This is a genomic window from Paenibacillus sp. PL91 (assembly GCF_012935325.2).
Lineage (GTDB): Bacteria > Bacillota > Bacilli > Paenibacillales > Paenibacillaceae > Pristimantibacillus.
Genome location: NZ_JABBYG020000004.1, coordinates 161,180 through 181,810, shown reverse-complemented (window position 1 = coordinate 181,810; position 20,631 = coordinate 161,180). Strand labels below are relative to the sequence as shown.

16 protein-coding genes are annotated in these 20,631 nt (G+C 50.1%); 3 read left to right on the top strand and 13 right to left on the bottom strand.

Translation table 11 applies throughout. From position 1 onward, the window contains the following. Nucleotides 1–4: 4 nt before the first annotated feature. The 9 genes from HI950_RS12130 to HI950_RS12090 all read right to left on the bottom strand — a co-directional run bounded on the left by HI950_RS12130 (nucleotide 5) and on the right by HI950_RS12090 (nucleotide 11,344). The gene (locus HI950_RS12130) at nucleotides 5–829 is read right to left on the bottom strand and encodes a carbohydrate ABC transporter permease (protein ID WP_169082487.1); all 825 of its coding nucleotides are present in this window, start codon (nucleotides 827–829) and stop codon (nucleotides 5–7) included. Nucleotides 830–858: 29 nt separating this feature from the next. Further along, nucleotides 859–1,746 carry a carbohydrate ABC transporter permease gene (locus HI950_RS12125; protein WP_169082488.1) on the bottom strand — a complete coding sequence of 296 codons (888 nt, stop codon included), beginning with the start codon at nucleotides 1,744–1,746 and terminating at the stop codon, nucleotides 859–861. Nucleotides 1,747–1,829: 83 nt separating this feature from the next. Next, on the bottom strand, nucleotides 1,830–3,242 hold the full coding sequence (locus tag HI950_RS12120) for an ABC transporter substrate-binding protein (protein ID WP_169082489.1): 1,413 nt from the start codon (nucleotides 3,240–3,242) through the stop codon (nucleotides 1,830–1,832). Between the two features lie 94 nt (nucleotides 3,243–3,336). Further along, nucleotides 3,337–4,467 carry a glycoside hydrolase family 183 protein gene (locus HI950_RS12115; RefSeq protein WP_169082490.1) on the bottom strand — a complete coding sequence of 377 codons (1,131 nt, stop codon included), beginning with the start codon at nucleotides 4,465–4,467 and terminating at the stop codon, nucleotides 3,337–3,339. A gap of 32 nt (nucleotides 4,468–4,499) precedes the next feature. Further along, entirely contained in the window at nucleotides 4,500–5,609 is a 1,110-nt protein-coding gene (locus tag HI950_RS12110; RefSeq protein WP_169082491.1) for a glycoside hydrolase family 172 protein, read from the bottom strand. A 70-nt stretch (nucleotides 5,610–5,679) separates the two neighbouring features. Continuing rightward, nucleotides 5,680–7,347 carry a ribulokinase gene (locus HI950_RS12105; protein ID WP_169082492.1) on the bottom strand — a complete coding sequence of 556 codons (1,668 nt, stop codon included), beginning with the start codon at nucleotides 7,345–7,347 and terminating at the stop codon, nucleotides 5,680–5,682. 19 nt (nucleotides 7,348–7,366) lie between these two features. Next, entirely contained in the window at nucleotides 7,367–9,160 is a 1,794-nt protein-coding gene (locus HI950_RS12100) for an L-fucose isomerase (RefSeq protein ID WP_169082493.1), read from the bottom strand. 45 nt (nucleotides 9,161–9,205) lie between these two features. Then, nucleotides 9,206–10,213 (bottom strand): LacI family DNA-binding transcriptional regulator, encoded by a 1,008-nt coding sequence (locus HI950_RS12095; RefSeq protein WP_169082494.1) that lies wholly within the window; start codon nucleotides 10,211–10,213, stop codon nucleotides 9,206–9,208. A gap of 48 nt (nucleotides 10,214–10,261) precedes the next feature. Further along, nucleotides 10,262–11,344, bottom strand: a complete 1,083-nt coding sequence (locus HI950_RS12090) for a glycoside hydrolase family 172 protein (protein WP_169082495.1) — start codon at nucleotides 11,342–11,344, stop codon at nucleotides 10,262–10,264. 223 nt (nucleotides 11,345–11,567) lie between these two features. On the opposite strand from HI950_RS12090, the gene HI950_RS12085 reads away from it, so the two are divergent. Beyond that, nucleotides 11,568–12,473 (top strand): helix-turn-helix transcriptional regulator, encoded by a 906-nt coding sequence (locus tag HI950_RS12085; protein ID WP_169082496.1) that lies wholly within the window; start codon nucleotides 11,568–11,570, stop codon nucleotides 12,471–12,473. Between the two features lie 87 nt (nucleotides 12,474–12,560). On the opposite strand, the gene HI950_RS12080 is transcribed toward HI950_RS12085, so the two are convergent. Then, nucleotides 12,561–13,091 carry a chromate transporter gene (locus HI950_RS12080; RefSeq protein WP_169082497.1) on the bottom strand — a complete coding sequence of 177 codons (531 nt, stop codon included), beginning with the start codon at nucleotides 13,089–13,091 and terminating at the stop codon, nucleotides 12,561–12,563. Between the two features lie 25 nt (nucleotides 13,092–13,116). Then, nucleotides 13,117–13,737: a chromate transporter gene (locus HI950_RS12075; RefSeq protein ID WP_169082498.1), complete on the bottom strand. Its 621-nt coding sequence runs from the start codon at nucleotides 13,735–13,737 to the stop codon at nucleotides 13,117–13,119. A gap of 258 nt (nucleotides 13,738–13,995) precedes the next feature. On the opposite strand from HI950_RS12075, the gene HI950_RS12070 reads away from it, so the two are divergent. Together HI950_RS12070 and HI950_RS12065 are read left to right on the top strand one after the other, a co-directional pair. Then, nucleotides 13,996–15,531, top strand: coding sequence for a sulfatase family protein (locus tag HI950_RS12070; RefSeq protein WP_169082499.1), 1,536 nt, complete (start codon nucleotides 13,996–13,998; stop codon nucleotides 15,529–15,531). 169 nt (nucleotides 15,532–15,700) lie between these two features. Further along, on the top strand, nucleotides 15,701–16,558 hold the full coding sequence (locus HI950_RS12065) for a helix-turn-helix transcriptional regulator (RefSeq protein ID WP_169082500.1): 858 nt from the start codon (nucleotides 15,701–15,703) through the stop codon (nucleotides 16,556–16,558). A gap of 202 nt (nucleotides 16,559–16,760) precedes the next feature. Here HI950_RS12065 and HI950_RS12060 read toward each other — a convergent pair whose 3' ends face one another. Together HI950_RS12060 and HI950_RS12055 are read right to left on the bottom strand one after the other, a co-directional pair. Then, entirely contained in the window at nucleotides 16,761–18,527 is a 1,767-nt protein-coding gene (locus HI950_RS12060) for a glycoside hydrolase family 2 protein (protein WP_169082501.1), read from the bottom strand. Between the two features lie 10 nt (nucleotides 18,528–18,537). Continuing rightward, on the bottom strand, nucleotides 18,538–20,559 hold the full coding sequence (locus HI950_RS12055) for an alpha-L-arabinofuranosidase C-terminal domain-containing protein (protein WP_169082502.1): 2,022 nt from the start codon (nucleotides 20,557–20,559) through the stop codon (nucleotides 18,538–18,540). Between the last annotated feature and the right edge of the window lie 72 nt (nucleotides 20,560–20,631).

Sequence of the window (20,631 nt, the reverse complement as noted above, 5' to 3'; positions counted from 1 at the left end):
CCCGTTACTTTAACCCCGAAATTTTTATGCCTTTAATAATGTATTTTTGGAAAATAAGGAACAAGATGATCGTCGGAATCGCCGCAAGCGTAGATCCGGCCATTAGCAGCCCCATCTCCGTCGAACGCTCGGAACGGAATGTGTTCAAGAACTGCATGATTTGGAACAAATCAGGATTCGTAATCGTCATCGTCGGCCATACGAAGGAGTTCCAATAGCCGAGATAGGAACCGATCCCTACGATAACGAATACCGGATAGGACATTGGAAAGAAGATGCTTGTAAAAATTGTCCACCGGTTAGCGCCATCGATAAGCGCAGCTTCCTCGAGCGCCAGCGGAATGTTTAAATAAAACTGGCGGATAAAGAACATATGCCCTGCGGAGGCCACGCCAGGCAAAATAAGAACGGCCATCGTGTCCAGCATCTTCATCTCGGTCACTACGATAAAGGAAGTAAGGAGGATGGCCATGCCGGGTATGAACATCGTACAAATGACGAACACCCATAATGTGCGCTTAAAGCGGAATTCGAGCCTGGCGAAAACATAAGCCGCCATTGAATTAATAATTAGGCTTAACGCGGCAAAGAAAACCGCGCCGGTGAAGGTAACACCCATTGATTTAAGAAACATCGGATCTGACAAAATGGCGCTGTAATTTGAAAAAAGCCATTTTTCCGGAAAAAAACGGAAGGGCGACGACAGCACCTCGGTTTTGGCCTTGAAGCCGGCGATCACCATCCATACGAGCGGAAACAATGCCACAATCGCTATCAGGATGCCGATGACATACATGATCGTTTTTAAGGTTTGCTCCTGTAATTTCATCGCGTTCTCTCCTCCATTCGCCTGTTCGTTTAACCGTCAACCGCTTTTTCCGAATTGAGCACTTTGAAAATGATAGCCGATATGCTGCCAAGCACAACAAACAAAAGAAGTGCCGAAGCGATCGAGTGGCCGACAAGGACGTCATTCCGGAAATGGTTGAAGATGTACAAATTCGGCGTCGTCGTTTCATCAAGCGGTCCCCCGCCTGTCATGACCAGCGACAGCTCGAACTGCTGAATGGCACCCGTAAAGCCGGTAATTAGCAAGAACAATACGACGTTTTTAAGCAAAGGAATCGTAATATGGATCATCTTTGTCCATGAACCGGCTCCCTCGAGATTCGCAGCCTCATAATAGCTTTCGGGAATATCAAGTAAGCCGGCGAGCATAATCAGCGTCGTAATCCCGAAACCAAGCCATATCGCAGGCAGCGCCATGCTTCCGAGCGCCGTCTTCACATCGGCAAGCCAAGCCTGATTTTCCACGCCGAACAGATTAACGATAACGTTGGCAAGACCCGCATTGTAATCGAAAATAAACACGAAAATAATCGACGCGACAATACCCGAAATAATGGTCGGAATATATATCGATGTCTTTACGAATCCGGAAAGCTTCGTACCCATCGAACGAATGACATGCGCGAACAGAAACGCGAGAATCATTTGAGCAGGAACAACAAACAAAGCAAATTTCAAGCCGGTAACGATTGCTTTCATAAACAGCGGATCGCTAAGCACATTACTGAAATTTTTCCAGCCGACAAACTGGGATTCCTGATAAAAGCTCCAGTCGTAGAAACTGACATAGAGAGCGTAAACAAACGGGATGACGACAAAAATAGTCAGCAGCACCACGATAGGAATAAGCATGGTATAAGCGGTCATATTGTCGAGCCGTGTTTTATTCTTCTTCATTCGCATTCACCACCGTCGTGTAAAAGTACGGGGATCAGCCATCCGGGAGCGTCTGCTCCCGGACGTTTCCCCCCGGCTGCTTGTTATTTCGGATTCGTACCCGCCAAGCTCGATTTCGCGATGTAATCGTTAATCGTTTTTTCCGCTTTCTGAAGCGCTTTGTCTACGTCTTCACCCTTCATAGCGGACTCGATTGCCGTTGAGAATGCGATACTAATATCCCATGGATAGTTTGGTTCCGCTTTTGCATACGGAATAACCTTCTCGGCGATCAGCTTGCGCCATTCGTCAGCCGATGCTGCCGGATCTTGATTCATTGCTTCATCTACCGATTTCCGGGGCGAGAATTTGGAGAATTGGCTTGTTTTGAAGAAGTCAATCATAATCGCCGGGTCTCCTGCCAGCAGCCACTCAATGTACTTGGCAGCAGCTTCCGGCTTCTTCGATTTCCCGTCTACGACGAGCGTCCAGCCGCCGAGAGTCGATGTCGGCTTGGTTTGGTCTCCGTCGATGGAAGGCATCGGCGCTACGCCGATTTTGTCCAGCATGTTTTTGTAATCGTTGCGGAACAAGCCCATCGCCCAAGAACCGCTTATTGTCATTGCCAGCTTGCCTTGACCGAATGGAGCCGCATCAGCATAAGCGGAAAGCTGCTGCTTCGGTATAATGCCTTCTTGATAAAGCGTTTTATAGTAGTTAAGCAGTGCTTTATAGCCATCGTGCATCACGTCTGCTTTGGACCAGTCTTCCGTAATCGGAAGATGTCCCGTTGCGTTGTATTGCAAGCCCCAGCTCGACCATCCTAGATCAGGAGCCGTCTGCGCCGTGGAAAGGCCAAAAATTCCTTTTTGGGTCAGCTTCTTGCCGTATTCGATCAGCTCCGCCCATGTAACCGGCGGCTTCGCAGGATCAAGTCCAGCCGCTTCGAACAAGTCCTTGCGGTAGTACAATACAGCGGAAGGCTCTACAAGCTTCGGATAAGCATAGTATTGATCGCCAACCGTAACGAATTCTTTGACATTATCGTACAAATCCTCGAACACAGCCGGATCCATCAAGTCGTTAAGCGGCTTGATTTCGCCGTTCTTGGCAGCCGGAGCAATACCCGAGTAGCTCTTCGTCATGATATCCGGCGCTTTACCTGCTGCTTGCGCCGCTTTCAGCTTCTGCGCCCACGCGTCGCCAGGAACGATTGTCAGCTTAATCTGAATATCCTCATGCGTTTTGTTGAACTCATCGGTCCATTTCTTGAACCAGGCATCCGTCGTGTCTTCAAACTTATTCGCCCAAAATTCAACCGTTACTTTCTCGGCCGGTTTTTCGTCCGTTTTCCCGTTGTTCGCCGTTTCATTTGTGCTGCCTTGATTGCCTTGATTGCCTGTATTGCCCTCATTGCCTGCGTTTGTGCCGGAATTGCCGCAGCCGGACAATACGAAGGTCAGCATGAGAATCGCCGCTAGAATGCCCGTCAAAACCTTTCCACGATAAGCCTGCATGTGTGAATCCTCCCTTTTTTTAAAAAAGACTGTTTATTTAAACGCCTAAGCGTTTAAACCGGAATCAACTGGCATACTACTTTTTGAAGCGCTTTCATTTATTTAGCGTCGCTTTAAACCAGAACACGTTATAAGGCTCCCATAGCGATAAAGTGAAATAAATGGTCCGGCCTTCATCTTCCATATATCGAGGATTCATATAAGGACCGTATAGGCCCGGATATTCCGTTGATGAAACCAGCAGCGTCGTTTCGCTCCATGGTCCCCAAGGCGTCAAGCCTTCGCGCATAACCACGCCTTGGCCTTCCTTCAGATAGGTCATGATCCAGCTTTCGAGATACGGATTCCAAATCACGGACAGCTCTCCTGCCTTATCGTCCACAACAAGCTCTGCATCGGCGATCGATTTGCTCCAGATTGGCTCGCCCTTATTATCGGTACCGGCAAAATAGTCATACGCGTTTAGATCTTCGATCAAGGCCTCGTTAACTTTCATCAGCTTCACGCCACCGAACCGGCCCGAGGGAATACACCAAAAGTAAATGTCCGAACCGTCCTCGCCGTTCGGCACTTTATAAGGACTAACCTGAATGAAGTGGCTGTCTCCCGGCCATTTCACCTCGTCCATAAGCGTCCAATTTTCCCCGTCGTCACTTGACTTCGCCAGGCTGCTGTAATTGACATCCCATTGCCCGGGATCTCCCCAATGGTTGACCGACATGTAGTACAAATACAGGCTGTCGTTCGCAGATACGCCGTGGGTTGGAATTTTCGTCATTTCATCGAAATCGATTTTTTTGGAAGGCAGCAGCTCTTTCGCGAGTCCGATGTCATCCGTTATCATACCGTCGAACATGATGCCGTCCGACGGGTCGATATCGGTAGAATAAGCCAACGTATTGGACCGCCAAAAGCTGCCTCCGGCGCCGGTCGAACCGTCCTCACGGTCACCGAAGGTATCACCGAAGACGAAATAGCTTCTGTCGCCTGCTTGAAACATCGAACCAAGATCCGTGCCCGATACCGCATAGCGGTCTGTCCCGTTCATCGAATCTTTTCCCGTTAATTGCGCAACCTGTTGCAAGCCGGTTACGCTTTGCAACTGAAACGTTTTCCCGCTTCCGTCCAGCATCTGATCCGCGTTCTGATCATTGCCGGCTTGGCAGGCCGATAGCAGCAAGCAGAGGATTAGCAAAGTGCCCGTCATCGTTTTACGCAGCTTCATCATCTCCTTTAAGAGGCGCAGCCGAAGCGCGTTTACGGATTAGCGTGCTTGAATATTTCTTTCAGGCTTTGGTCATTAAAAGGTTTGGTGTCCGCCAGCGGAAGACGTCCCGTTACCTTCCGCAGCGGCTTGAACGATTGGTGAGGCTCCGATTGATACCAATAAGCCGTCGAAGAAACATCGTCGCTGCGATGATTGTTATGCCCGTGCTCGATGGTCACTTTAATGCTTTGGTCGAACATAATCGGATCAAGAATATGGTATCGGTAGGTAGATATTTTGCCGCTCCAGTTCGGTCCTCCGCCAAGGATGATTCCGTGATACGGCGTGCATACTTCCTGCTGCGGACACCATGCCGTGTTGAAATAGTCTTCCATCCCCGTACCGTGCAGCGTCGGCGGCCACGGCTCTCCGTCGATGAAGATCATGTCATCACCTTCGCCGTACCAGTTCCACTCTCTTGTTTCCCGCAGGTTATGAATATTGAAATTTACGCCAACGTAATGCCCTTTGCCCTTCGCTTCAAGAATGACGTAGTTGCCGTCACCCGTCGTATTTTTGCCGCCGAATTCGAAGTAAGCGTTATCTACGCTCGTATCGTCAATTCCATCCGTAGGGCATTCTCGGTTCCACTGGGCATGGAAGCGCAGCTCGTTTTCAGGCAGCTTGTCGTAAGCTTCATAATCGATATAGAAGTAAAACTTGATCGGATGATCCGCTTCGCTCTCGATTTCAATTCTGGCATCGATTGCATACGGCATACGGAAAAAGCTGTTGAGCGCTTTGCCGTCTTCGGGACTCATCATGAGACAAGCCGACTCGTAGTTTTTGGTTATCCCGTGCCCGAGTCCGAAGAAATCGCCGATCGGCGCTTCCACGCTTGGCTCGGTCTCCCCGTCCCAGTACATGCGAAGCACGATCTTTCTTGGCAGCAGCGCCTCTTCCTGCGGGCCGTCCGTCGCCATGGTCATCCAAATGTGGGTAATGGCCCCCGCTCCTTGGATTTGGCAAATGTCTGTTTTGTCACCTGGATTGATCGTATAGTAGTCTTTGTTGCCGCCCGTACGGTCATAACTGGATTCTCTTTTCCGTTTTCCCTGTCTCATCTGGCTAAGCGATTGAATCGATTGTTGGATTTCCATTGATGTACCACCTTTTCTGCGATGAATTGTGAGATCGATTGCACATTTTGCATGATAAAACGCTGAAAGCTTAGATGGAGCTGCGTTTCATAGTCTTCAGCAACTTCATAACGTCGTTTCCGCCCCGGCCGAAATAATCATGCAGCCTGAGGTATCCCTGATAAAGTTCCTCATATACGGCAGCATGCTCAGGAATCGGCTTGAATGTTTCTTCTCTTACCCGCGCCATTTTTTCCGCTGCATCGACGATAGTCGCATAACCACCGGCCTCGGCTCCCGCTGCTACCGCCGCGAACATGGCTGCGCCAAGCGCTGCCGTTTGCGTTGAATCCGCAATTTTAATTTCTCGGCCGGTTACGTCCGCATAAATTTGCATGAGCAGCCGATTTCGCTGCGGCAGTCCTCCGCAGGCATATAACTCATTAACCTCGACGCCGTTCTGATGGAACGCTTCAATGATCCGTCTCGTTCCGAAAGCGGTCGATTCGAGCAGCGCCCTGTAGATTTCTTCCGGCTTCGTCTGCAGCGTTAGACCGACGAGCAAGCCTGACAGATCTGCATCGACGAGCACCGAACGGTTGCCGTTCCACCAATCCAGAGCGAGCAGTCCCGTTTCTCCCGGATTGTATGCGGCTGCCCTGCGCTCCAGCCATTGATGAACGCCTATTTCCTCATCCTGCGCGGCATGCCGCACATACGCAGGCACTGCCTCATCCACATACCAAGCGAATATATCGCCCACCGCGGATTGACCGGCTTCATAGCCGTAATAGCCTGCCACGATGCCGTCTTCTACAACGCCGCATATACCTTCAACGTTAACTTCTTTGTCGCTTAGCAGCAGGTGACAGATGGAAGTACCCATCGCCATAACCAATTTGCCAGGCGTTACGACGCCTACCGCAGGCACAGCCGCATGCGCATCGACATTGCCTACCGCAACCGCTATGCCGGGGTATAAGCCCATCGCCTCTGCTAATTCGGCATTCAGCTCGCCCGCTTTTGAGCCCAGAGCGGCGATCTGGCCGCGAAGCTTCGTCTCGGTCAGCGTCTCAAGCCTTGGATCCAGCGCTGCGAAAAAATCGTTCGACGGATAACCCTGCTCCTTATGCCATACGGCTTTGTATCCTGCCGTGCAGCTATTCCTTACGAGGCTGCCCGTCATTTGCATCACGACAAAGTCCGCCGCTTCCATGAAAAGATTCGTTTGCTCGTAAACCTCCGGCGCTTCATTTAAGATTTGCCATACTTTGGCGATCATCCATTCCGATGAGAGCTTGCCCCCGTAACGAGGAAGAAAATTTTCCCCGCGTTCCTCCGCGATCGTGTTCAAGCGGCTTGCTTCCTGCTGAGCCGCATGATGCTTCCAGAGCTTCACCCAGCTGTGCGGATTGCCGCTCCATTCCGGCTTTAGGCAAAGCGGCAAGCCTTGCTCATCGAGAGGCATCATCGTACAAGCCGTAAAGTCGATTCCGATTCCGATGACATCCTCGGGATTAATCCCCGCCTCGCGCAGCACCTCGGGTACGGAGCGTCTGAGCACTTCCATGTAATCTTCCGGATGCTGCAGCGCCCAATCAGGGCCCAGCAAGGTTCCGTCAGGAAGTTTTTCATCCATCACGCCATGCGGATAGGGCGTAACATGCGCTGCGATTTCCCTGCCGTCAGCCACGTCCACAAGCATTGCCCTTCCCGATTCGGTGCCGTAATCGACGCCGATTGCATATTTGGCACACATAGATTATCATCCCTTTCTGCTATCTATAAAGCGGTCCAAAGTTTTGGCAAGCCCGGTAATCAGCGCCGACCGGCTCCATTTCGCCAAAGGCTGCCCATGCGCTGGGTCTAAACACTCTATCTTCTGGAACGTTATGCATGGAGACCGGAATACGAAGCATCGAAGCAAGTGTAATCAGATCGCCGCCGATGTGGCCGTAGCTCACAGCACCGTGATTCGAGCCCCATTTGTTCATAACCGTGTATACATCCTTGAACAAACCCTCGCCCGTCAAGTTCGGTGCAAACCAGGTAGTCGGCCAAGTTTGATTGCTGCGTTCGTCAAGCGCATCGTGCACTTCATCCGGCAGCTCGACCGTATAGCCTTCGGCCAGCTGAAGCACGGGACCAAGTCCGGCGATCAGGTTAATGCGAGCCATCGTCACCGGCATTCCGGCAGAAGTCGTGAAATCGGTTGAGTAACCGCCGCCGCGGAAAAAGTCTACCGCCGGGCACCACTCCGTAGCATCCAAGCAGTTCTTCACTTCATCCTCCGTAATTTCCCAGAATGGCTTCATGACCGGCTCGCCGTTTCGGGTTTGGCGACCAGTGCCGTCAAGCGCCGCCGGACCGGAATTAATCAAATGGATGATGCCGTTCGCCGCTCTGCCCGTCAATTCATGGCCCGTCACGCGCTTGACCGCATCCGGGCTCCAATACGTGCGAACATCAGCGAAAATCTGTGCAGCATTCGTAAGTAAATGGCCAAACAGCATCGTAATGCCATTAAGGGTATCGTTCTCCGTCGCCAGCATAAACGGTTCGCGGATCCCATTCCAGTCGAAGGAAGAAGAAAGCATCGCTTCCATGAAATCGCCGGTTGGGAAGTAATCCGTCCAAGCCCGCTGCCCCTGAAAGCCTGCTGCGATAGCATTATGCCCGAGCGCCTCTTCACCGTATCCGAGCTCATCGAGCTTCGGATTGCCGATCATCAAATCGCGTGCGATCAGCGCCATTTTAACAACAGTTTCCCAGTCGTTCTCCTTCTGCTCGGCCGTCCGTTTCAGATGCTCCGGTTTCACATCGATTCCTTCTTTGCAATTCTGCTTCGTCCACGCCAAAGCCAGCTCAAATTCCTCGCGATCGTAAATACCAAGCTCCATCCGTCTTACAAACTCCGTCATATCGACATACTCGTTGCGAATGCCTAAATATTTCTGGAAGAATGACTCATCCACGATACAGCCCGCGATGCCCATCGAGACAGAGCCCATCGATAAATAGGATTTCCCTCGCATTGTTGCAACGGCCAGCCCTGCCCGCGCGAACTGCAGCAGCTTCTCCTGAACGTCCGGCGTTATGGTCGTGTCGCCAATATCCTGCACGTCGCGTCCGTAGATGCTGAATGCGGGAAGCCCTTTTTGGTTGTGCGCGGAAAGCGCTGCGGCCAAATAGACTGCTCCCGGTCTTTCGGTTCCGTTAAAGCCCCAAATCGCTTTTGGCCTCGTCGGATCGGTATCCATCGTTTCTGTCGGGTAGCACCAAGACGGCGTAACCGAAATCGTCAGCCCGACGCCTGCGGTAGCAAACTTTTGCTCTGCGCGGGCCGCTTCGGCCACTCCTCCGATGCAAGTATCTGCAATGACGCATTCAACTGGCACGCCGCAGCTATGCATCAGATTTTCTGATAAGAAGGCTGCCGCCGCTCTCGCCATGTCCATCGTTACCTCTTCCAGCGATTCGCGGATTCCGCCTCGCCTTCCGTCAATAATGGGACGGATGCCGATTTTCGGCAAATTGCCCTGCAATCGGTTTACGGCTTTTAAGTTTGACATCGAAGTCACCTCTCCTAGTTAATCGTCTCTAATATTGGATAATGCTTATAGCATGCATTTGATTTGATGGCTGAATAGTTCCAAATGAGGGTTGACGCCGTCGTCCTGCTTGTTCATCCGGCTGAGCAGTAGCTCCCCGGTCCTCTTCCCCATGTCATACGGCTGCTGATCAATATAATAAAGCCTTGGTTTTTTGAGCAGCCGTCCTGCTTCAACCTCGCCAAAGGAGGCTATGGCCACATCGCTTGGAATATGGAGGCCGCTTCGTATAAGCTCGAGCAGGACGCCGAAGGTCATCCGGTTGTTAAGCGATACGATCGCCGTCGGCTTTTGATCGGCCTGCCATAACCGTCGTACCGCACGAATCCCTCCTTCGACGGAGAAATCGCCATTGTACACATGCAGCGGATGTTCGATTCCCCATTCCCGCATCGCTCGCAGCACGCCTTCATGACGCTCTCGCCCGGTGCTTACCGAGGATGGCCCGTTCACGACGCCCAGCGCAGTGTGCCCGTCCTCCAGCAGCCGCTTGGTCAGCATAAAAGCACCTTCCGCATTGTTCTCAGCAATCAGATCCAGCCTCTTCAAGTCCTCCCTGGCCTCCAAACTTCGGTCGATCAGTACGACCGGAAGCCCGGAGCGAGACATACTCTCGATTTTTCTTCCGTTGCCGCCAGCGGTCGCAATGACGACGGCATCTACACGCTTCTCGCCAAGAAGCTGAAGAAGCCTTCCTTCTTTCTCCCTATTTTCATCGGAGCTGCAGAACATCAGCTGGAATCCGCATTGCCCAACCGTATCCTCGATGCCCTTCGATATTTCCATAAAATACGGGTTTGTAATGTCGGGTACGATGATGCCGATCATAAACGTTTTATCCTGCTTCAAGCTTCTTGCAATAGCGCTAGGCTCATAGTGCAGCTTCGCAATTGCTTCGGTGACGCGGCGCCTCACTTCATCGCTTACTTTTAGACTGCTATTCAGAACACGGGATACGGTTGCCGTAGATACCTCCGCTTCGGCAGCGACTTGTTTTATTGTTGCTTTAAGCAAAGCGCTTTCACCTCATGCTGTATTGAATTTTCAGGTTGCATGCAACCGTCAAATCACTTCCCGCTCATCGTTGGTCGGTAAGGAAGGAAAAGGAGCATGCGGCTCAAGCTGGTACCAAAACGCCGTTGAGGCAATATCGCTTTGCTGCGGCAAATACCTTCCTCCTGAACGCCAGCCGAGATCCTGGATCGTTACTTTTAAATCGCTCTGGAACCGAATCGGATCCATGATATGCCACCGATACATCCCGAAACGCTGCTGGCTGCGATATAATCCGTCCGGCTTGATCAGCTGATGCATCCCGAGATACGCGGTCGAATAGGTGGAATACTTCCCGATCGGCTGCTCCCAGTTCCAAGCCCCGCCAAAATAATCCTCGGTACCCGTTCCGCATATCGTCGGAAATTGCTTGTCACCGTCCATGTAAAACTTGATTTCGCCTTCGCCCCACCAGCCTGTATTGTTTACTTGCCAGGCCAGATACGTCCCGATGTATTGTCCTCTTCCGTTTACGCCGTCCAGTATCGTATGGACTTCGCCGTACGGCACGGGATTGGATCTTCTCCACTGGGCATGGAAATAAGCCATATCATCCGGGACAGCCGTCAAAGTGTAATCAACCTGATAATAAAGCACGACCTTATCTGGCTCTTTGTTCTCAACGGTAATTCTGGCATGCTTCCGGAACGGCATCAGCCAGTAGCTGTTCATTCCGCCCGCCGGGTTCACGGCGATTGGCTGCGAATTTACGTCGCATCGTTCCTGCCAGCCATTGCAAAAGAAGTCGCCAAGCGGCACTTCGACGGAAGGCTGCTCCTCTTCGTCCCAATACATGCGAAGGATCATATTTCTCCAATGCGTTGGAAAGCATGTCAGCCATATATGTTGAATCGCTCCGGGACCGTCAATTTCGGCCATGGTGAAGGTCGCTCCAGCCGCAATCTCCACCGAAGGAGATACCTTCCAGCCGATCCCTAGATCCCGTGCGCAATTTGCACCGGTTCCTTCTGTTGCCATTCCGCCCTTGCCCTTTTCCCCGTTAAAATTTTCCGCGCTTATCGAACGGGACTGTGCGTCAGAAACTCTAGCCAAATTGCCAATTCCCATTTCTAGACCGTTAAATGTATTCATGATTTTTATGCTCCTTTCCAGATAAGCACAGCTCTTCAAATAAAGAAAGACAACCATCGGTTGATGGAATAACCGAGCTATAATATAATAGAAGATGCTTTCTATCATTCGGCCATTCAAATCATGTTATCGTTTACATCGCTTATGTTATCATAGTTTTTTGAGAACTTCTTTAGTTCAACTTGTTATTATTTATCCTATCTTGCTATTTTGGAGTGATAAAATGGAAGCGTTTTCCGATCCTAAGAAAACATTGATGATGCAGCTCTCGCCCAATGTTCGCAGAGCTTGGAACCATCGTGAATCCGGCATGCGATTAAAATCGCGCATTATATTCGATTATGAGCTGCTTTACTTGGAGAAAGGGGAGCTTACACTAAGGATCAACGATTCCGTTCATAACCTCCTACCTGGGGACATTGTGTTATTCAAGCCCGGCAAGGAGCATGAGTTTTTGGAATCCGTCGGTGAATGCTGGATGCCGCATATTCACTTCGACGCGCTTTACGCAGATAATCTGGAGGAGGTGCCCATCAGTTACAAAAGCTTAGCCGATTGCAGCGAGCAAGAAAAAAGCTGGATTCGCGATGACGTTCTGGAAGCCGTCCTGCAAATACCGGATGTCATTCGGGTTGATAACCACGGAGAAATACTAAAAACGCTTCAGCAGCTCATTTATGCTTATGAACGGCGGGATCTGGATTTTTTCATTTTGCAAAAATCACTGGTTTTAAAACTGATTTATCTGATCATGAAAGGATTAGAAGCTAGCGAGCTGTCACGGAGCCGGGTCCATCATAAATCGCTGGACGCAGCGGCAACATTCATCATGGAACGATTTGACCAAACGATCCTGCTTGAGGAGCTTTCCAAGACGGCCACGCTAAGCGTCTTCCATTTCTCCAGGCTGTTTAAACAAAAATACGGTCTCACGCCGCATCAATTCCAGATGCGCTATCGAATTGAAAAAGCAAAACATCTTATGATTTATACGCCGCTGTCGATTACAACCATCGCGGAGAAGGTAGGCTACGGCAGCGTCTATGCATTTAGCAAAGCCTTTAAACAAATCGAAGCGATATCTCCCCGTAAATTTATCCAAGGCTTTACCGGTTCAAATGAAATCTGATCTTGACGAAGAAGTCCCCGCAAACCAGCATGCAGCCGTTACGCGGGGACTTCTCTTATTTCATATGCTTGAGCATCACATATTAACCTAAGCGTAGAATGCCGCCCCGCTAATCCCCGAGAATAATAGAATCGCAAAGGGATGCATTCGTAAACGCAATAACATGTATAGGCATGCCCCTACTATTAGCAAGGCGGGCAGAAGCTCACTGGCAGACAGGCTAGCGGATAAATGGACCGCACAAAGTTGATACGCGGCAAAAAGAATTAGAGCCGTAACGATAGGCTGCACTCCATACATGCAGCGCTTCAAGTAGTTTTTATGATCCCGAGTGATGAAGTAAACCATTCCGGCAGTCATCAGCATGGAAGGGAGCAGCAAGCCTAGCACGCCCGCCATAGCCCCAGTCGCCCCGTATGTTTGATAGCCGACAAGCAAACCCAAATTAACGGCGATGGGACCGGGAGACATTCCTGCTACAGCGATTGCGTCTACAAGCATGCCATTACTCATCCAGACTTGGCGTTCCGTCTCCTTCTCAATCAAAGGGATCAACGCATACCCTCCGCCAAAAGAAACGAATCCCATTTGCAGAAAGAACCAAAATAACTCCACCATGATTACACCCCCCTAATGGATTCACTTAAATAAAATACATATAGGAGCTGTCGACGCCAGCCTTGGATTGGCGTGTCTGCGAGTTTTTTACGCTCCGGTTTCTACCATGTGTTGCAACGGCGCCGGCGGCAGCGCCTCCGGCTATAAGCCATATGGGATGTGTATCCAAGAAGAGGAGAATAAGACTTATTATCGCAATCGTTAACGTAAGTGTATCCTTAATTGATACCCTCCCCAGCCTATAAACGGTATAAAGGATCATAGCAACAATTCCCCAACCGATACCTCTTAACGCACCTTTTACCTTTACGTTGTCACTGAACTTGTGATAGAGAAGAAAGAGAGCGATAACGACGAGACAAGTTGGTAAGATGGCACCGATTGCTGCTGCGGCCGATCCCTTCAACCCGCCAAGACGATACCCGATCAAGAAAGAGGCATTGATTGCTACTCCTCCCGGGGCTGCAGCCGCAAGAGAAAGCGTTTCTTGTAAATCCTCTTCGTTCATCCATTTTCTGCTGGCTACAATCTCGCGTTCGAGCGCAGGAAAAGTGGCATAACCGCCGCCAAAAGAAACAGGCGCAAGCTTCAGAAAGCTCCAAAATAAGGATATTAACCGGGGAGGACTAGATTGGGAACGATCCACTTCTCAACACCGCCTTCCTATAATTGTCTTCGTAATGGCAACTTTCTTTATTCCGTTTTGGAATTAACACAAGCTAATTCCTGTATTAATTAGCGGTTTCTAACCTGTAATCGCTCTTTAATATTACACCTTAATCCCAGTATGATAAAAACATTTTTTAAAAACCACCTTACAAAATAACAAATACGGATCACACATTATGTCATCCTTCTTCCTACCAATATTGTCTATAATGAGAAGCAGGAAGGAGATGATTCTATGAAAACACCAAATATTCTACTGATTACGAGCGACCAGCAGCATTGGAATACGATAGGCGCATTTAACAATGAGATCCATACTCCCAATCTGGATCGGCTGGTTCATGAAGGAACAACTTTCAGCCGGGCTTATTGCCCCAACCCTACCTGTACGCCGAGCCGCGCATCCATTATTACCGGCATGTATCCAAGCCAGCATGGAGCTTGGACGCTTGGAACGAAACTGCTTGAGGATCGTCATACCATTGGCGAGGACTTCCAGCAGGCCGGGTATAAAACTGCGTTGGTTGGTAAGGCACATTTTCAACCCTTACGGTCAACAGAAAAATATCCATCGCTCGAATCGTACCCTATACTTCAGGATTTGGATTACTGGAAAACGAAAAAAGACTCTTTTTACGGCTTCTCTCATGTCGAGTTAGCACGAAATCACACCAATGAAGCGCATGTTGGACAGCACTATGCTGCATGGATGGAGGACAAAGGATGTGCTAATTGGCGAGATTATTTCTTGCCGCCGACAGGCACCATGGATCCAAGCCAGACTTACAAATGGCCAATTCCTGAGAAGTACCACTATAACACCTGGATCGCCGAACGTACCAATGCTTTATTAGAACAATATAAACAGAATGACGACAGCTTTTTCTTGTGGTCCAGTTTTTTTGACCCTCATCCGGAATACCTGGTGCCTGAGCCATGGGATTTGATGTATGACCCCGATAAGCTTACCATCCCCTCCATGGTTCCTGGTGAACACGATAATAATCCGCCGCATTTTCGAATGACTCAGGAAGAGGCCCCTGACTTCTCTAACTTACGAGAGAGCGGATTTGACATTCATGGTTACCGCTCCCATCATTTCTACGAGTACGGCAACAAATTCAGGCTGACGGAAGAGGACAGGAAAAAGCTGGTCGCTGTGTATTATGGCATGGTCAGCATGATGGATAAATATATTGGTTCGATTCTGGATAAATTAGACCAGCTCGGTTTGGCCGATAGTACCCTACTCGTATTCACTACCGACCATGGCCATTTCTTTGGGCAGCACGGCTTACAAGCTAAAGGCGGCTTCCACTATGAGGATTTGCTGAAACTGCCTTTCATCGTGAGGTACCCGGGGCGCGTTGCGGCCGGCAAAACCTCTTCGGCATTTCAATCACTCGTCGATCTTGCCCCTACCTTCCTGTCTTTCTCGAATCTGCCTATACCTCATGCAATGACAGGCGTAGACCAGAAGGAAGTCTGGCTCGGGATCTCAGATCAAGCAAGAGACCATGCCATCTGTGAATTCCGGCATGAGGCAACCACCATCCATCAAAAAACGTACGTCGATGAAAGATATAAAATTACGGTGTATTACAACCAGACATACGGTGAAATTTTTGACCTGCAAGAGGATCCGAACGAACTTCATAACTTGTGGAATAACCCTGATTTCGCCAGTTTAAAATCAGAACTCCTACTAAAATACGTATGGGCTGAACTTGGTAAAGAAGCTATGCCAATGCCCAGAGTTTGTCACGCTTAACCCGTCCAAACCGAGGCCTCAAGCCTGCAAGCTGCAACCATTTGGACAATGGCACTGCTTGTATGCTTGAGGTCTTTTTCTCGAATGACGGGTTACTATTCACCTATGCCTGACGATGTTAAAATGATAGTGACTTTCATCAACTTTAACTTCGGAAGAGGTCGTTTGCATGATAGAGTTTACCCATGAATTCGCGGAGCATATGTATCATACCCCCAATGCATTGGAAAAGCATAGCGGCGTTATACCCATCCGTATTGGCTATAACGAGGCAAAGCCAAATTATCATATAGGACCGCGCTTTATTGCTTATTATAGTTTGCACTTCGTTCTTGCAGGTCAGGTTACACTGCGTATGAATCAGGAAGAGACCACGCTTACGCGAGGTGATCTATTCGTTTTATTCCCTCACAGCATTCATGAATATTACATTACTCCCCGTGAAGAACCTGCTCTAAAGATGTTTTGGGTTGCTGCCGAGGGCAAACAAATGCCACTGGTCACCCGCCGTCTTGGACTTACGCTCAAACACCCCTATATCAAAGATTTTTTTAATCAGGATCTTGAGCAGTCGTTTTTTCAGTTTGCATTTGAATGGAAGCACCTCGTGAAACAAGATGACTTCTCCTTAACGCAACGGTTTTACTCTTTACTGAATCAGATCGTTCGATTATCTAAGCCGATTAAAGCATCCTCACCAACCGATGATTGGGTTGCTACAAGCATCGACTACATTCATTTGTATTATAAGGAAGGCATAACCGTTACAGACATTGCTGATCATGTCGGGATCCACCGCTCGCATTTTTCGAACGTCTTTTATCAGAAAGTCGGCATCCGGCCACATCGGTACCTGACGAATCTGATCATGAAGGATGCTATGAAAATAGTGAGAACGACCGTTCTGCCGATTTCCCATATCGCCCTTTCCCTCGGGTACTCAGACGTTTACTCATTTACTCATGCCTTTAAAAGCTACCACGGACAGCCGCCGAGCTTTTACCGGAAATCAAAAGATCCTCTCTAAACGATCATAAAATGCCTCTATAAAGTTATGAGATTAAGTAAATGGACAACAGCGGGCAAGAAGTCATGCAAGGCAGGAGCAGAATTAAGGGGCGAATGGTGATGGATGGAGTAATAATCAATTTTTATACCTCATTATATCTGGAAGAACGATGAGGACTGCGCAGCTCGCGCAGCCCCACTCTTATGCTGTATAAGTTCATTCAGGCTAAATTAATGGCTTTGATTGTAGCCAATGGAATTTTCGGCTTGCGATCCTCCGTCAGAAGCCCGTTGATTTCCTGCTGGACGTCAGTAAGCTGCGTATAGCAATACCCGCTAATATACTCGACGTTCTTAATCGCTTGGGTGATGCCGCGGAATCGGCTAATGAATTCCTCTTCCGAAGCAACCTGATCGCCGTAGCCCCAGCCTTGGTCCGACTGGAACGCGATGCCGCCGAATTCGCTGATGATGATCGGCTGTCCCCGGTATGCATACCCTTCGGCAAATGCGTACTTCCAATGATTGCAAGTCGTTTCATTGGTCACGATCGCTTCCTTGTTGGCATAACGCTTCAGGAAACCGTCTCCTGACGCAACATAGTCATGCAGCGTTAGAATGTCCGATACAGTGTGCTCCCAGCCATCGTTCGTGATGACCGGACGGTAAGGATCGATTGATTTGGTCAGATGATAGATGCCCTCGGTGAATTTCTGCTGCCGCTTATCGCGTAGAATGGACGCGACGCCCCATGATTCGTTAAATGGAACCCATGTAATAATGCTTGGATGGTTGTATTGCTGCCTCACAATCTCCAGCCATTCCTTCGTGAAAGCATCAACCGCCCTATCATGAAACTCGAAGGTGGCCGCCATCTCGGACCATACAAGCAGACCTTTCACGTCACACCAATAGAGAAAGCGCGCGTCCTCGATCTTCATATGCTTACGCACACCGTTGTAGCCCATCGTCAGGATGTAATCGATATCTTCGATCAGGGCTTCTTCGCTTGGCGGAGTCAGATGGCTGTCTGTCCAATACCCCTGGTCTAGGATCAATCGCTGGTAGATCGGCACATTGTTCAGCAGCACCTCGCCGTTCTTGATGGAAATCTTCCGCATGCCGAAATAGGAGAACACCCGGTCCACGACCTGATCCTTCGCATACAGCACAAATTCCACGTCATATAAGTTCGGATGCTGGGGAGACCAGAAGCATTTCTTCCACGGCCCGTTCGCCTCATGCAGCAGATCAACCTCAACGGTGAGGCAAGGGCGGTCAATCGCTAGGCTAACCCTTTTTACTTGCTTGCCTTTAAACGTAACGATAGCTTCCAGCCTTAAGTCGCCAGCTCCGTCTTCCTCCACCCCTTGCACTTCGTAATCGAAACGGACGATAGAACGGTCGACATCCGGCGTGATCTTGACAGCATCAAGACGCTGTTCCTCCACGTATTCCATCCATACCGTCTGCCAGATCCCGGTCGTCTGGACATAGAAGCATTCGAAATTGTCTTCCATCCAGCGCTGCTTTCCTCGGGGCTGAAAGCAGCTATTGCTGTCTTCCGCCTTCAACGTGACTTGATTATCGGCCCCGAATACGAGATAAGGGGTAATGTCGAACGAGAAGGCCGCGTAGCCTCCCTGGTGCCGGCCTGCCAACGTTCCGTTCACCCACACTTTGGCTTCGTAATCCACCGCTTGGAAATGAAGAATGACCCTTTTCCCTTCGGATTCCTTCGGGATGTGAACGGCTTTGTTGTACCATACTTGCGGATGGAACTCTTCGATTCCGATTCCGCTTGCTTTGGTTTCGTACGTAAAGGGCACGTTTATTTTGTGGGTCTCTTCGAATTTCTCCTGCCACTTCTCTTTCTCCCCCACGTTACGGTCATCGAAGCGGAAGCTCCATTCGCCGTTTAAGCAGAGCCAATTGTCGCGTACGAATTGTGGCCTGGGATAGTCTTTGATATATGCCTTCGTTGTCATGCCGCGCCTCCTATTTCTTGTGCTTCTCTTTCATTTCAAGTACATAAACGGAAGTAGGGCGTAGCGTGTAGCCGAGATTCCATTCTTCGGCAGGGACGACTCTTACCTTACATATAATCCGTTCTGGCTCAAACACGGAATTGATATCGTCGTATGATTCTCCCGTTATTTCATAAAGAACCGTTTCTTCCGAAGCCTCAAAGTCTTGCAGGCCAAGCGCCACCTTCACCTCATTCAAGCTGCGGTTCACGATAAATACGGAGACGGTGCTGCGGTCGTCATTCGTGCCGGCCACAATATCAAGATCAGGCAGTGCGTCCAGCATGATAGGCGTCTCCCTGAGTGACGGAACGGCAAACTTCCCGCACTCGGCTGCAACGTGGAGAATATGCCGAATATTCCGATTCGCATAAAGTTTCATCACTTCATAAGTTGGCGTCCCGTATACGGTAAGGGGCAATCCGCTCCAGCCGGGCTCCTTGCCGCAATATTGATCGGCATAATAATCACCTACGCGGATGCATCCGCCGAGCCAGCCATTCACCAGATCGGAGAAGCTGCCAATATGAACGATATCGCTGCAGCGTATCATTTCGTTCAGGTTGGCTGCATTGGCAACCGCCGCGCCCAATGTATGCTCGTTCGGCAGTCCTTTCCGAATCGTGTTCGGATAATACATCGTGTTGTATTCGGTAATGGCCAGCTTCACATGGCTATGCTTCGCGTCCGCATGAATATGCTCTGCCGTCTGCGTGATGTGGTGACGGGTAAACTCGGGATAAGATGCGATCGCCTTATACCGATCCTCCGCCGGCGTATTCCGGTTCATGCCGAAGGGACCGTAGCCGTGATACAAGTGCAGGGTAAGGTAATCGAAATGCTCGCCGGCCAGATCAAGGACAGTCTTATTCCACTCCTGCTCGAAGTGGCCGCAGGCTAGAAGCTTGATAGAGGGATCGGCCGCCTTCATGGCTTCGGCGAAGGAAACCGTGCGCCTAGCGAACTGATCCGCGGAGCAAGTGCCGACCTGCCACTGTCCCCACACCTCGTTGCCGATCTCCCAATAGCGGACATTGTACGGCTCGGGATTTCCGTTTGCTGCACGCAGCGCTCCCATGGGCGTATCGACGCCGCCATTGCAGTATTCAATCCACTGAGCAGCTTCATCGGGCGTACCCGATCCGTCATTTACGCAGATGAGGGGCTCGACCTGAAGCTCCCGGCAAAAACGAATAAATTCGTCCGTGCCGAAATATTTGCTGGTCCAGCCTCCCCACGCTTCGTTGTACATGACAGGTCTCTCAAGAACCGGGCCTATGCCATGCTCCCAGTGGTAGGCGCTGATGTAGTTGCCGGCAAGCCTCATCATCCCCGCGTTCAGTTCCCGCGTCATGTCGATTACTTCGCGCTTCACCATGACGATGCTGTCTACCGGTAATACAGACACATGGTCGATCCAAAGCATACCGGTGGACACATGATCGATCCACCTCGGGTGATCGGCCGGAACATATATTCGGATTTCGGCGTCCACGCATGCGCAGGAAATAGACAGCTGCGCCTCGTACTCACGCCAGTTGTGGCTGCCGAGTTCGATCCGGACTTGTCCAAGGAGCTCTTCCGAGCGCCGGTCCACCGCTTCGACGATGATAACCTTCAACTCTACGGAAGCCCGGGCCACAAGCTTGACCGCGTAATCCTTAGGTCCCTTGAGCGCCACCTTCTGAGCGATTCCCGCATAGGCTTCGTCATCGCTCTGAAGGCGGATGCGCTGGGCCCGCCCCGAATGCTTCGGAGCGGGTGCCTCCAATGCGTACTTGGTGTTCCGCCCGTTCGTATAGGCGTACCAGCTCCCGGCTATCTCTTTCTTCGTCTCGGCTTCGCTTTCGAAATCCATATCCTTAAGCGGAAACGCGAGCATCGCTTCCATATGATCCCGAATGTCTTCAACGAAATGGCCGAATAAATAAGGGTTGACCGTATGCTCGCTCGTTCGGCTGCAGTCAATCGTAATTTTCGCGTTTGTGTTCAAATTAAGCCTCCTGCTGATTTGTCGTAATGGTTGAGGATTTAACCGTTAATCGATCCGATCATAACGCCCTCC